At 35.5% G+C, this 14,828-nt stretch carries 16 protein-coding genes; all 16 read right to left on the minus strand.

What is annotated here, in order from left to right:
• Positions 1–49: 49 nt before the first annotated feature.
• Complete coding sequence (locus ACVPPR_RS06440; RefSeq protein ID WP_462304812.1) at positions 50–1,777, minus strand: phospho-sugar mutase; 1,728 nt, start codon at positions 1,775–1,777, stop codon at positions 50–52.
• 74 nt (positions 1,778–1,851) lie between these two features.
• Positions 1,852–2,337: a MarR family winged helix-turn-helix transcriptional regulator gene (locus ACVPPR_RS06445; protein WP_462303927.1), complete on the minus strand. Its 486-nt coding sequence runs from the start codon at positions 2,335–2,337 to the stop codon at positions 1,852–1,854.
• Between the two features lie 103 nt (positions 2,338–2,440).
• Positions 2,441–3,784: a DHA2 family efflux MFS transporter permease subunit gene (locus tag ACVPPR_RS06450; protein ID WP_462298598.1), complete on the minus strand. Its 1,344-nt coding sequence runs from the start codon at positions 3,782–3,784 to the stop codon at positions 2,441–2,443.
• 131 nt (positions 3,785–3,915) lie between these two features.
• Positions 3,916–4,854: a thioredoxin-disulfide reductase gene (gene trxB, locus ACVPPR_RS06455; protein WP_462303928.1), complete on the minus strand. Its 939-nt coding sequence runs from the start codon at positions 4,852–4,854 to the stop codon at positions 3,916–3,918.
• Between the two features lie 139 nt (positions 4,855–4,993).
• The gene (gene galU / locus ACVPPR_RS06460) at positions 4,994–5,893 is read right to left on the minus strand and encodes a UTP--glucose-1-phosphate uridylyltransferase GalU (RefSeq protein WP_462298600.1); all 900 of its coding nucleotides are present in this window, start codon (positions 5,891–5,893) and stop codon (positions 4,994–4,996) included.
• Positions 5,894–5,907: 14 nt separating this feature from the next.
• Positions 5,908–6,927, minus strand: coding sequence for an NAD(P)H-dependent glycerol-3-phosphate dehydrogenase (locus ACVPPR_RS06465; RefSeq protein ID WP_462298601.1), 1,020 nt, complete (start codon positions 6,925–6,927; stop codon positions 5,908–5,910).
• A gap of 83 nt (positions 6,928–7,010) precedes the next feature.
• Positions 7,011–7,832: a prolipoprotein diacylglyceryl transferase gene (lgt, locus tag ACVPPR_RS06470; protein WP_462303929.1), complete on the minus strand. Its 822-nt coding sequence runs from the start codon at positions 7,830–7,832 to the stop codon at positions 7,011–7,013.
• Between the two features lie 18 nt (positions 7,833–7,850).
• Positions 7,851–8,789 (minus strand): HPr(Ser) kinase/phosphatase, encoded by a 939-nt coding sequence (hprK, locus tag ACVPPR_RS06475; RefSeq protein WP_462298602.1) that lies wholly within the window; start codon positions 8,787–8,789, stop codon positions 7,851–7,853.
• An 11-nt stretch (positions 8,790–8,800) separates the two neighbouring features.
• The gene (locus ACVPPR_RS06480) at positions 8,801–9,154 is read right to left on the minus strand and encodes a phage holin family protein (protein ID WP_462298603.1); all 354 of its coding nucleotides are present in this window, start codon (positions 9,152–9,154) and stop codon (positions 8,801–8,803) included.
• A gap of 17 nt (positions 9,155–9,171) precedes the next feature.
• Positions 9,172–9,486: a PspC domain-containing protein gene (locus ACVPPR_RS06485; RefSeq protein WP_462298604.1), complete on the minus strand. Its 315-nt coding sequence runs from the start codon at positions 9,484–9,486 to the stop codon at positions 9,172–9,174.
• A 154-nt stretch (positions 9,487–9,640) separates the two neighbouring features.
• Positions 9,641–10,327, minus strand: coding sequence for a phosphate signaling complex protein PhoU (phoU, locus tag ACVPPR_RS06490; protein ID WP_462298605.1), 687 nt, complete (start codon positions 10,325–10,327; stop codon positions 9,641–9,643).
• 17 nt (positions 10,328–10,344) lie between these two features.
• Positions 10,345–11,100 (minus strand): phosphate ABC transporter ATP-binding protein PstB, encoded by a 756-nt coding sequence (pstB, locus tag ACVPPR_RS06495; protein WP_462298606.1) that lies wholly within the window; start codon positions 11,098–11,100, stop codon positions 10,345–10,347.
• A gap of 12 nt (positions 11,101–11,112) precedes the next feature.
• On the minus strand, positions 11,113–11,916 hold the full coding sequence (gene pstB / locus ACVPPR_RS06500) for a phosphate ABC transporter ATP-binding protein PstB (protein WP_462298607.1): 804 nt from the start codon (positions 11,914–11,916) through the stop codon (positions 11,113–11,115).
• A 21-nt stretch (positions 11,917–11,937) separates the two neighbouring features.
• Entirely contained in the window at positions 11,938–12,825 is an 888-nt protein-coding gene (pstA, locus tag ACVPPR_RS06505; protein WP_462298608.1) for a phosphate ABC transporter permease PstA, read from the minus strand.
• Positions 12,825–13,745, minus strand: a complete 921-nt coding sequence (gene pstC / locus ACVPPR_RS06510) for a phosphate ABC transporter permease subunit PstC (protein WP_462298609.1) — start codon at positions 13,743–13,745, stop codon at positions 12,825–12,827. The genes pstA and pstC overlap by 1 nt, the downstream gene beginning before the upstream one ends.
• 2 nt (positions 13,746–13,747) lie before the next feature.
• Positions 13,748–14,626 (minus strand): phosphate ABC transporter substrate-binding protein PstS family protein, encoded by an 879-nt coding sequence (locus ACVPPR_RS06515; protein ID WP_462303930.1) that lies wholly within the window; start codon positions 14,624–14,626, stop codon positions 13,748–13,750.
• Positions 14,627–14,828 lie beyond the last annotated feature (202 nt).

Consider the following 14,828-nt stretch of genomic DNA (forward strand, 5'->3'; position numbering starts at 1 on the left):
GGTATAATCAACTTTTATTTTTAAGTGCTTCTATCACACTATTTTCAAATTAGGCGTTAACAATAGCCATAATAGCTTCTTCAAAGGCAAGACACTTAGCTTGAGCCTTCTCATTAGTGTCAGCTTGTGTTCCCACGTAAAATTTAATTTTAGGTTCTGTCCCTGAAGGACGAATTGCGATCCAAGAACCATCATCTAAGATATATTTTAAAGCATTCGCTGTGGGTAATCCGATTTCTTCAGATGTGCCATCAGCTAATTGCGCCATACCTGTTGTGAAATCTTCTAACTTAGTCACTTTGTAGCCAGCAAAATTTTTAGGCGCATCATCACGGAAAATAGTCATTAAGTCTTTAATTTTTTGAACACCTTCAATACCTTCAAATGTTAAAGCTTTCGTATTTTCAGCATAATACCCATATTCTTTGAACAAATCATCTAATCCATCAGATAAAGTTTTATCAAATTGTTTGTAATATGCCGCAACTTCAGACAACATCACTAAGGCTTGGATAGCATCTTTATCACGAACGAACGGACGAATTAAGTAACCGTAACTTTCTTCAAACCCAAACATGAAAGTATGTGCATTCGTTTCTTCATAACTTTTAATTTGTTCTGCAATAAATTTAAATCCCGTTAAAACATTAATCATTTTCGTATGATGTGCTTCAGCAATTTTAGTTGCAAGTTCACTAGACACAATTGATTTAACCCCAACAGCATTAGCAGGCAATGTTCCAGCTGCTTCAGTTGCTGTCAAAATGTAATTGAACATTAATGCAGCAATTTGGTTACCTGTCAATAATTTGTATTCCCCATCAGCTTGTCGAACGGCAACTCCCATACGATCAGCATCTGGATCAACAGCGATTAATAAATCAGCATGTTCACGACGACCCCATTTGATAGCTAAATCAAATGCTGGTGCATCTTCTGGATTAGGCAACTTGATTGTTGGAAATTCAGGATCACCTTCCGCTTGTTCAGGCACAATTTTAAATTGTTCAAATCCTGCTTGTTTTAAAGCACGTTCGCCCAACATTTTACCTGTACCATGAAGTGGCGTGAAGACAAGTTTCATTGAAGCCCCAACTTCATCAACTAATTTTTGATTAATTGTGACTTTTTTAACTTCAGCAAGGTAAGCAGCATCAACTGCTTCACCGATAATTTGAATTGTTTTATCAGCTTTTAATGCTGTTTCATCGCCTACTTGAATAGCAAATAAATCATCAGCTTCACGGACAAAACCAGTAATCATATCTGATTCTTTAGGTGGCATTTGACCACCATCTTCACCGTAAATCTTATAACCATTGTATTGTTTAGGATTGTGACTAGCTGTAATCATGATTCCAGCATAAGTAGCCAAATGACGAACTGCGAATGATAATTCTGGTGTTGGACGTAAGCTTTCAAAAACAAAACTTGGAATACTATGAGCACCCAAGACTTTAGCTGATTCCATAGCAAATTCTTGTGATTGGTAACGAGAATCATAACTAATGGCGACGCCACGTAATTTAGTTGCATCGTCCAAAGTATCCATAAACCGGGCTAGGCCTTCAGTCGCTTGGCGAATTGTGTAGATGTTCATTCTGTTAATCCCAGGTCCCATCAAACCACGCATTCCAGCAGTACCAAATTCCATTGGTTGATAAAAAGCATCTTTTAAATCTTCTTGATTATTTTTAAGTGAAACAATTTGATTTTTCAATGTTGCATCTAATGTTTCTTCGTTTAACCATGTTAAATAACTATCTTCCCACGTCAAAAATATCACTCCCATTCATATAATAATCTCATTATACAATAAATACGCTTACTATTCAGGATTAAAAAAAGATATCAAGATAATTCCGATATCTTTTTACCTGCAAGACGCTCACGTTCAATTCCCGATTGAGTCACTTTTTCCAAAATATGCTTAAACTGATTCGTTTCTTCTTCACTAAGTGCCGACACACTTTCCTCGTTAACAGCTGTGATTCGATCAAAAATGGCTTGATAATTATCTATTGCTTTCAGCGTTGGATAGAGCTCTGTCTGCCGTCTGTCTATTGATGACCTTTTCTTTTCTATCCAACCATTTTCGATTAGTTTTGAGATAGCACGTGTCACAATACTGTGATCCCGATAAATATTTTGGATTAGCTTATCCTGACTAACGCCGGGTGACTCACAAACCAATAACACATAAAAAAAATTACTTTCAGAAAGCTTATATTCTTTTACTGCATCATTTATTCTTAATCGAATCATTCTGTTGTAAATCGTTGTCAATTTTTCAACTTCATGCGTGTCATAAAAAGAATCTTCATTTATATTTTGCATCCCAAAACTCCTTAATCTTTACTTTTTCTAAAGTATACTGATTCAATAATACTAAGTAAATAAAAAAACAAATCTTAGTAGATTTGTTTTTTTCGATTCATTTTTAAGCCTTACTTGTTTTTCTGAAGTACACTAGACCAACTAATCCAATCACAATTGAAACAATCATGATAAAGATCATTGAAAAACGGTATCCAACAACAAATGATGCTGGAATACTAGCAATAACAATAATGATTGTATTGAACAATGACCCACTCACTTGACGTAAGGTATTCGTCAACGTCGTTGCATGATTGATTTCCATTGGATTTAAATCTTTCAAAGCTTCTGTTGTAGCAGGTGCCATAATCGCACCAACCCCCGTTAATCGAATAGCATACGTAACAACCGATAACCAAACTGGGAATGTTACTGTTAAAAATAGCATTGGCAATACTGAAATAAATAACATTAAAAAGCCAAATGTAAATATTTTTTTGTAACCATATTGATCATAAAGATTACCAACAATAGGTGAAATAATTGCATTAATTGCAGCTCCGGGTAACATAATTAATCCAGCAGTCATCCCTGATAAATGTTGATTATTTTCTAAGAACATTGGCATGACTAATTCTGTTGCCATTAAAATACCAAAAACGAGCATAATTAACGAAATCATAGTTGAGAATGAACGCACTTTAAAAATACGAATATTTAAAAAGGGTTCTTTTAACGTTAATTGACGACGACCAAAATAGATCAAAACTAAAATACCAATAATAATTAGAGCAAGTGCAATTAACAATTGATTTCCAAGAATTGAAATACCAATTAAAATAGCAGTCAATCCAATTAATGATGAAAAGAATGAATTAAAATCAATTTTAACATCTTGTTTTTCTGAATAGTTAGGTAAAATGAATAACCCAACAATTAAAATCACCAACATAATTGGAATAATGAAAATAAATAAGGCTCTCCATGGTAAAAAGGTAATCATAATACCTGATAAAGTTGGACCAATTGCGGGTGCAGCTGAAATCACCAACATAGCAAGTCCCATCACCGTACCACGACGTTCGATTGGATTAATGGCAATCATACTGACCATAGTGAAGGTCGTTAATACGCCACCAGCTGCTGCTTGAATTAATCGGCCAATTAGAATTGCCCAAAAATTAGCACCACTTGAGGCAACAATACTACCAATCAGAAAAACGACCATAATACCAACGAAAATTTGTCTTGTTGAATATTTTTCGTATAAAGTTGCTGATAATGGCGTTGAAATTCCAACCATTAGCACGTAGCCTGTCGTTAACCATTGTGCGGTTGCAAGGTTAACATTTAAGACTGAAATTAATTTTGGTAATGCGGTAATCATTAATGTCTGATTTAATAAGGCGGCAAAAGTCGCAATTAATAAAACAGCACCAATTGTATTTCTTTTTTTGTTTGTCATTCTAACTCTCTTCTCACTTAGATTTACATTTATGCCTTAATTGCATATCAGTAGCTTAGACTATTATAATGTGCATATGCACATAAAGTCAACTAAAAAAAATAAGCCCCACAAAAGGCTTATTTAATAGATTAGCTTAATTCTGCATCTTTTAATGATTCTAGATAACTAAATACTTGTTGTCCAGCGATACCACCATCACCAACAGCAGTTGTAATTTGACGTAATTCTTTTTTACGAACATCACCAATAGCGAAAATGCCAGGTACGTTTGTACGCATATGTTCGTCTGTTGGAATCCAGCCGTAATCATCCGTAATACCAAGCTTTGTGAATGCCGTCGTCATTGGTTTAACACCAACATAGATAAAGACACCACTCGCAGGAACTTCTGACGTTTCACCAGTTTTATTATTTGTGACTTTTACACCAGTTACTTTACGATCATCACCAACAATATCCGTCACATTACTATCCCAAACAAAATCCATTTTATCGTTTGCAAAGGCACGATCTTGTAAGATTTTTTGAGCACGTAATTTATCACGACGATGAATAACCGTCACTTTTGATGCCAATTGTGTTAAATAAGATCCTTCTTCAATCGCTGAATCACCGCCACCGATGACAACCACTTCACGATTTTTAAAGAATGCCCCATCACACACGGCACAATATGACACACCTCGGCCACCAAAGGCTTCTTCGCCTTCAGCACCTAATTTTTTATATTCTGAACCCGTCGCAATAACTAAGGCTTTTGTTTCAAAAACGTCACTATCTGTTGTGATGAATTTCGTATCACCTTCAGTTGTAATATCGTTCACACTTCCATAAGCATATTCTGCACCGAATTGTGTTGAACTTTCATACATTTCTTTTGCCAAATCAGGTCCCAAAATTGATTTAAAACCAGGATAATTTTCAACTTCGGCCGTATTATTCATTTGACCACCATAAATCCCACGATCAATCATCAAAACTGACAGATTTGCACGTGATGCATAGAGCGCAGCAGTCATTCCACCGGGACCAGCACCAATCACGACAACATCATATTTTTTTGTCATTAGTCCAACCTTCTTCCTTTTAGTAAGTAACATAACAATACCTCATGGCACTTTTTTTGTCCATTTTATTGCTTGACCATTTAAATAAAAACAGGTCCCAAGTTTAACTAACTTGTGACCCATTTGACTTTAACGGCTATTACTTACTCTTAGCCGCATCTTCTGCAATTAATTTTGCACCTAAAGTCTTCAAATATTCTTTTAATTCATCTTTAACTTCTTTATGCTTCAACCCATACTCAATGCTTGTTTTTAAATAACCAAATTTATAGCCGACATCATAACGAGTCCCTTTAAATTCGTGAGCAAAAACACGTTGTACTTTATTCAATGCATCAATAGCGTCGGTTAATTGAACTTCATTACCAGCACCCGGTTTTTGATGTTCAAGAATACCAAAAATCTCAGGTGTTAATAAATAACGTCCAATAATTGCCAAATCACTAGGTGCATCTTCAGGTTCAGGCTTTTCAACAAAATTTTTAACGTTGAATAATCCAGGTTTAACTTCTGTTTCCGGATTAATCACCCCATACTTCGATACTTCTTCGTGTGGGACCTTCATCACAGCTAAAGTCGATGCATGTGTTTCATCAAAACGATTCATTAGTTGACGCGTTAATGGCACTTTATCCTCCATTAAATCGTCGCCTAACATCACAACAAAAGGTTCGTCACCAACAAAGTCTTTAGCCATTAAAACGGCATCACCAAGACCTCGTGGATGTGATTGACGAATGAAATATAAATTAATATCAGTTGTTTCTTCAACTAATTTTAATAATTCATCCTTATGCTTTGCAGTCAAATTAGCTTCAAGTTCTGGCACCGAATCAAAATGATCTTCAATCGGTCTCTTACCTTTACCTGTGACAATCAAAATATCTTCTATACCTGATTGACGCGCCTCTTCAACAATAAATTGAATCGTTGGTTTATCAACAATTGGAAGCATTTCTTTTGCCATAGCTTTAGTTGCTGGTAAAAAACGAGTGCCTAATCCAGCAGCCGGAATGATGGCTTTTTTTACTTTTTGCATATTGTAATCCCCTTTTATTCTGCTAATTCAGATTTTCCTTCGCGATTAATTAAAGCATCAATCACAGAGTTAATTTCTTTATTATTATATAAAACGTCATAAATAGCATTGGTAATTGGCATATCAATTCCTTGTTGTTGTGCTAATTCATAAGCAGCTTTAGCTGTCCCAACACCTTCAATGACCATTCCCATATCGGCAACCACGTCATCTAATGATTTTCCTCTACCTAATTGATCACCGGCACGCCAGTTACGTGAATGAACACTTGTTGCAGTAACAATTAAATCACCAACACCTGAAAGGCCCATAAAAGTTAATTGGTTAGCACCAAATGATGTTCCTAAACGAGAAATTTCAGCTAAACCACGTGTAATTAAAGCGGCTTTAGCATTATCACCATAGCCCATACCATGTAACATACCAGCACCAACAGCGATAATGTTCTTCATAGCTGCACCCATTTCTACACCAATAACATCATTATTTGTGTAGATTCTTAAGAATTTGTTCATAAAGATATCTTGAACAAAACTTGCTGCTGCTGCATCAGCACTTGCTGATACAATTGTTGTTAAATCGCGATTAGCAACTTCTTCAGCATGACTTGGTCCAGAAAAGACAACAATACTGCCACGGATATCAGCAGGAATTTCTTCTTCGATAACTTCTGAAATACGTTTATGTGTGACTTGTTCTAATCCTTTACTTGCATGAATAATAATAGGTTTATTACCTGTTTCTTTTAAGATTGCTGCTACTTGTTTAGCAACAATACGGCTTGCTTTTGTTGGAACAACAAATAAAATAGCATCAACTTGATCCAAAGCTTCTTGTAAATCTTCATATGCATGTAGATCTTTAGAATAAGTGTAATCTTCCAAGTAATGTGTATTTGTATGGAACTCATTTATTTCCGCTACTTGTGCTGGAACATTTGACCATAGTCTGATATCGTGACCATTTTCAGTTAAGATGTCTGCAAGAATACTACCCCAAGAACCTGCACCTAATACTGCTATTTTTTTTGTCATTATATAATCTCCTTCAAAATTTATTCACTCTAAGCATACCAAATTTTGGCTCTAATAGCATTAACTATGAGAAAAAATTATTCTTATTGTCCATCTAAATACCATTGATTCTGTGGTTCCCAGTATCGTCTCAATAATAACCAGCTAATCGATCCAATAAAAATTACTAGTGACAGAACCTGAGAAACACGAATAGTTGAAAATAACATCAAACTATCCGTCCGCATCCCCTCAATGAAGAAACGGCCAAATGAATACCAAGTCAGATAAGCAAACATAATTTCACCACGTTTAAAGAGATGAACACGATGTCTCAAAGCAATCAATATCAAAAATCCAACAAAGCTCCACACTGATTCATACAAAAAAGTCGGTTTATAGTACGTTCCATTAATAGACATTTGATTAATAATAAATCCCGGTAAATGTAAATTTTGCAACGCCTGTAACGTGACTTTTCCACCATGGGCTTCTTGGTTCATAAAATTACCCCAACGCCCAATTGATTGTGCAAGTAAAACTACTGGTGCAGCTAAGTCAAACATTAACCAAGCTGATAAATTCCGACGACGGCAAAAAATAATAACTGTAATCATTGCACCGATTAAACCACCATAAATAGCGATACCACCATCCCAAATACGATAAATTTCACTGAGATTTTGAGAGTAATAGGGCCATTCGAATATAACATAGTAAATACGTGCGGAAATAATTGAGATTGGTAATGCCCATAAAATCATGTCATAAATGGTGTCTTCGTCAATACCTATCCGTTTACCTTCAAATACGGCTAATATAACCGCAAGAATCACTGCACTTGCAATTATCACGCCATACCAGCGAACCTCAATGGAACCTAACTTAAGTGCGATGGGGTTCAATGCGCCTAATAAAAAATTCAATTTGCTCTCATCCAATCTCTAATCTTTTTTTGAATTTGTTTGGATTAATCCATTTAAATTATCTTCAAATACTTTAGTTGCATCATAACCCATTGTTTTCGCACGGAAGTTCATTGCAGCTACTTCAATAATGATGGCTAAATTACGTCCCGTCTTAACAGGGACTGAAATTTTAGGTACATTAACGTCAAAAATTTTAACAAATTCATCATCGTTACCTAATCGGTCAAACTGTTTATCTGGTGTCCAATTTTCTAGGTGAATAATAAGTGAAATATCTGTATCATCACGGACTGCACCTGCACCAAACAAGTTCATGATATCAATGATACCAATGCCTCTAATTTCAAGTAAATGTTTTAAAATAACAGGCGCTTCCCCAACAAGTGTCTCTTCATCTTGTTGAAAAACATCCACACGATCATCCGCAATCAACCGATGTCCACGTCTGATTAGTTCAAGCGCTGTTTCAGATTTACCAACACCTGAATCACCTGTAATCATGACACCAAGTCCATAAATATCTACTAAAACGCCATGTATTGATTGACGTTCAGCAAGTTTGGCTTCCAAATAATTAACCATATTGGATGATAGACGTGATGTCGTCAATTTTGAAATTAAAATTGGAATATGTCTTTCTTTAACGATAGACAATAATTCAAGCGGCACATCTAAATCATTTGAAACCACAAAACAAGGTGTTTGTTCTGTTGCGAGTTGACTCATCACCGTTTGCCGATTTTCATGCGTTAACCCATTCGCATATGCATGTTCTGTCATACCAAATAGTTGAATGCGTTCTTTAGGATAAAAGTTAAAATACCCCGTTAATTCAAGACCAGGACGCGAAATATCACTTGTTGTTATTTTTTTATCATCCAAGTACTCTTTCCCAATTAAAACCGTTAATCCCATTGCATCTACTAAATTTCTAACTGAAACTTCATTTCCCATCTTGCTGCCCCCTATTGTCTATTTCTGATAAAGTAATTTGTTACGACTGTGTTAGCAATACTCATCACAATTGATATGATGAAGGACGACCAAAAACTTGAAAATCTAAATTCATTACCCACAAAAAATGACGTCATTTGTAACATAAATGCGTTAATAATTAGATAGAAAAAGCCTAAACTAAAAACGGTTACTGGCAGTGATAAAATCACTAAAAATGGTTTAACCAGCATATTTAAAACGGCCAGTACAAAACTAGCAATTAACGCGACCCAAATACTTTTAACAAATAATGTATCCGGAAAAAAACCAGATATTGCCAAAAACAGTATGGCATTAATTAAAATACGTTGCCAAAATCCCATAAAATATCACCTCATCGTTATTTTTTATTATCTGTTACTTCAACATCTTTTATAATTTTACGATCACTTTTATTTTTAGTTGACGAGCCAGTACGTTGACCAGTGTTAGACGTAAACTGTTCAAAAGAACTAGTAAATGAACGCTTTTTCCCTGGAATGCTAATGGCTAATAAGATGTATACAAGTATAAAGGCACCTTTTGTCGCAAAAATTAACATTAAGAATAAAAATCTAACAAGAGTTGGATTCCAATTCAAGTATTCGGCAAGTCCAGCTGCAACGCCGGATATAATTCTGTTGTTTGATTTTGTAAATTTTTTATTTGTTTTCATTTTGTAGTTCCTCCATTCAGAATAATCTAACATCATTGTACTTCTTATCAGACTCATTTTACAATTTTAACACGCGTTTTTTACCTAAATTTTAACGTTTAAACCAAAAATAACTAACAATCGTTAAATTGTTAGTTATTAGCCGATCATTACCTTATTCATTTTCTTTTTCTAACTCAGATTTACCGGGATTCAATTCAGTAATTCGACCATTCTTCAAGTAAACAATCCATTCACAAACGTTTGTCACATAATCACCAATTCGCTCAAGGTAAGTGGCAACCATTAAATAATCGGCACTCCCGACAACCGTTTCAGGATTCGTCTTCATTTCATGAATACATTGATCATAAATCGTACTGAAATATTGATCAATATCGAGATCTAATTTGGCAACTTTACGTGCTTTTTCAGCATCTTTCTTAATATATGCTGTTAACACTTCTTCGACCATCTTACGAGCATGATCACCCATAATCCCAATTTCTTCTTCAATCTCTGGCACTCTAGGATTTCCTTTAACACGAATCGTTGCTCTTGCAATACTGACTGCATGATCGCCCATTCGTTCTAGGTCAGAAATTGCCTTCAAAACAGTAACGATATCTCTTAAATCACTCGTAACGGGTTGGTACAAAGCAATCATTTCTAATGTTTGCTTTTCCAACTTCATTTCGCGTTCATTAATTTTATAATCACCAACAATAACCTCATGAGCCAACTCTTTATCGTGATTAATGAAGGCTCGGACAGATTTATGAATGGCTTCACTGACCATCATGCCCATTTCGCTAAATCTAATGTGTAATTTTTCTTGTTCTTCATCAAAAAGTAATCGCATAATTTTGTCTTCCTTTCTTAACCGAATCGACCACTAATATAGTCATCCGTTTTTTGATTTTTAGGTCGTGTAAATAACTCTTTTGTTGGGGCAACTTCAATCAGATTACCTTCTAAGAAGAAAGCTGTCCGATCTGAAATTCGAGAAGCCTGCTGTAAATTATGAGTCACTATTATAATAGTATATTTTTCACGCAGTTCAAGCAACATATTTTCAATTTTACTACTTGATCCAGGATCTAAAGCGCTTGTTGGTTCATCCAACAAAATGACTTCAGGTTCAACCGCTAAGACACGAGCAATACAGACACGTTGTTGCTGTCCACCAGATAACGCAAGCGCATTTTTGCCCAAATCATCCTTAACATCATCCCAGACAGCCGCCTGTTTCAAACTTTTTTCAACTGCTTCGTCAAGTGTCGCTTTATCTTTAACACCAGCCAATCGTAACCCATAAACCACATTTTCGTAAATTGAAAATGGAAATGGATTAGGCTGCTGAAAAACCATCCCAACATTTTTACGTAAACTAACGGTATCCATTTTTGGCCCATAAATATCTTCGCTTTTTAATTTAACCGTACCCGTAATCGTTACACCTGGAATAAGATCATTCATTCGATTTAAGGTTCTTAAATAAGTCGATTTACCACAACCAGATGGTCCAATTAGGGCGGTAATCCCTTTTTCATTGAAATCAAGATTGATTCCTTTGAGGGCTTCTTTTTTACCATAATACAAATGAACATCATTTGTTTCAATTATTTTACTCATTTGCGCTCCCCCTTAACCGAAGTTTCCTGAAACATAGTCATCCGTTAATTTAATTGTTGGTCGTGTGAAAATAGTTGTCGTTTTATCAAATTCAACCGCATTACCTGAATGGAAAAAGGCCGTGTAATCTGAAATACGTGATGCCTGTTGCATATTATGTGTCACAATCACAATCGTATATTTCTTTTTCAATTCCAATAATGATTCTTCAACAATCCGACTTGAAATAGGATCTAAAGCACTTGCTGGCTCATCTAATAATAGAATATCAGGCTCCATTGCAATGGCTCTAGCAATACATAATCGTTGTTGTTGCCCACCAGATAATGATAACGCACTCATATTTAAATCATCTTTAACTTGGTCCCAAAGCGCAGCCTGTTTTAATGATTTTTCAACACGTTCAGCCAGTAACTGTTTGTCTTTCATTCCATGCCGTTTCAAAGCAAATGTGATATTTTCATAAATTGATTTTGAAAATGGATTAGGGCGTTGAAATACCATCCCAATATGTTTTCTCATTTCATAAATATCAACATCATTTTTATTAATATCCAAATCACGATAAATAATTTGACCTGTTACATCGGCAATACCATCATTCATCCGATTCAATGATCTAAGGTAAGTTGATTTACCAGAACCTGATGCACCAATTAAAGCTGTAATTTTAAACCGTTCAAATTGTAAACTAACATCTCTGATAGCCTCATTAGAACCATAATGAACATGTAAATCTTTTGTTTTCAAAGCAATTTCATGTTGGTCTTCATTGAAGGTCATAATTCTAGATTTTTCATTTTTATTTTCCACCATATGCTTGACCTCCTAAATGATTTATTTACTTGATGTAATTTTACGATAAAGTGCCTTGCCACCGAATCGGGCTAAGAAGTTAAACAATAGCACTGCGATGATTAAAACTGCTGACGCACCAGCTGAAACTGCTGACGCATCAGGCATAATCCCTTCTGAATTAATCTTCCAAATATGAACAGCCAATGTTTCAGCTGGACGCATGGGATTCAATGGGCTAGAAATATTAGCTGGATTCCAGTTGGTAAAATCTAGAGCAGGTGCACTTTGTCCGGCAGTATAAATTAAAGCAGCCGCTTCACCAAAGATACGACCAGCACTTAAAATAACCCCTGTCAAAATACCAGGTACTGCATCCGGAACAACGACTCTTGTGACTGTTTCCCAACGTGATAATCCTAACGAAAATCCGGCTTCACGTTGTGAATATGGAATGGCACGTAACGACTCTTCAATCGATCTGGTTAATAAAGGTAAATTGAAGAAGGTTAACGCCAACGCTCCTGATAAAATGGAGAACCCAAAGTTAAATTGAACAACGAAAATTAAAAAGCCAAAAAGTCCAACAACAACTGAAGGTAATGAACTCAAAATTTCAACTGACGTTCTAATAACCGTCGTAATCCAGTTATTTTTAGCATACTCTGATAACCAAATACCCGCTCCCAATGAAATTGGAAAAGAAATTAATAAGGTTAAAAGTAATAAGTAAAATGAATTAAATAATTGAATACCAACCCCACCACCACGTGAGAATGATTTTGCGGGAGAAGTTAAGAAATGCCAACTGATATGTGGTACGCCTCGAACCAATATGTAGCCAAGTAAGGCAGCTAAAATGAGAACGACAAAGCCTGCGATACCGTACAAAATACCTGTTGCAATTTTATCTGCTTTTTTCGGATTCATTATTTAAGCGCCCCTCTCTTACCAATTAATCTAACAACCATGTTAAAGAATAATGACATTAATAATAGAATTAAAGCAAGTGACCAAAGTGCATTATTTTCTAACGAACCCATGACCGTATTCCCAATTCCCATTGTCAAAATACTTGTTAAAGTTGAAGATGGTGTAATCAAACTTGTTGGCATCAATGAGGCATTACCAATAACCATTTGAACGGCTAAAGCTTCACCAAAGGCACGTGCCATACCGAAAACAACGGCCGTCATAATACCTGGTGTTGCAGCTCTTAAAATAACTTTATAAATAGTTTGCCAGCGAGTTGCCCCTAAGGCTAATGATGCTTCACGATAATAACGAGGCACTGATTTTAATGTATCAACAGTCATTGACGTCACTGTTGGTAAAATCATAACGAATAAGACAAATGTCCCTGATAAAATACCAAATCCCGTTCCACCAAAAAGATGTCGAACGAATGGTACAACAACTGAAAGACCAATGAATCCATAAACAACTGAAGGAATCCCAACTAATAATTCAGTTACTGGTTGTAATATTCGGCTCCCTGTATTAGGTGATATTTCAACCATGAAAATGGCTGTTCCAATGGCAAATGGTGTCGCAACCAACGCAGATAGGAAAGTTACAAAGAATGACCCAGAAATCATGGGTAAAGCCCCAACTTCAGGTTTACCTGATTTACTAACAGTCCCCGGATTCCAGTTTTTTCCTAATAAGAAATCTTTAATTGAAACTTTATCAGTAAAGAAAGTAGCTAATCCTTTTGAAGCAACAAAATAAAATATAGCAAGAACAATAGCAACAATTAAACCAATACAGAAATACGTAATAATTTTGCCACGCGTCTCAAGCTTAGAAGCCTTTGACTTTTTAAGTAAACTTTCACGAATCGGATCCATAACTACATCCCCTTCTTAATTATTGTTATTTTACCATCAACAGAACGACTAACTTTCATCTGTGTTACTGAGATGTAGCCTAATTTACTAACAACTTTTTTCTGAATCTTGTCTGACATTACGTAATTTAAAAATTGTTTTGTTAGCCCTGTGGGTTCCCCATTCGTGTACATATGTTCATATGACCAAATTTTCCATTTATTTGTGGTAACATTCTTATCCGTTGGTTTGACATTATCAACGGATAACGATTCAACCGTTTTATCAACATATGAGAAGGCCATGTAACTAATTGCACCCGGCGTTGTTCCGACAATTTGTCGAACCATCCCTGTTGAGTCTTGCTCTTGTGCATCTTTACTTTGTTTACCATCTAAGCCCCATTTTTCAAATGTTAATCGTGTTCCTGAACCGGATGCTCGATTTAAAAGTACAATTGGTAAATCTTTACCACCTAATTGTTTCCAATTTGTTAACTTACCCGTAAAAATTTTGATAAGCTGTGTCTTAGAAACATTTTTAACACCAACACCTTTATTTACAATTGGCGTAATCCCAACAACGGCAACTTGGTGATCAACGAGTTTGCTCGCCTTGATACCTGATTTTTCTTCAGCAAAAACATCTGAGTTACCAATACTAACGGCTTTTTCTTGCACTTGACTCAACCCTGTTCCTGAGCCACCACCTTGAACATTGATAAAAGCACCAACGTTCTCAGTACCATACTGTTCGCCGGCCGCCTCAACTAATGGCTGTAACGCCGTCGAACCAACGACTGTTATTGACTTGCCTGAGCTTGATTGTGTCTCACACCCAGTTAGTGTTAATAACATGACTGATAAAAGTCCACCAATCAATAATAAAGGTCCTTTTTTCATAACAACTTCCTCCAGAAATTCTCGACATTTAACTTATATATTAAGTTTATAATTTCAATGTAAAGGTCATGTGGGTGAATTGTAAAGATTGTGTAAAGGTTACAAAAAAAGGGGTCTACAATATCTGTTGTTGGTAATAGAAATTAATTCTATTACTAATAACAGTTTTTTTGTATAATGACAAAAAAAGACCCAAAAGCCA

The organism is Dellaglioa sp. L3N, from assembly GCF_054941095.1.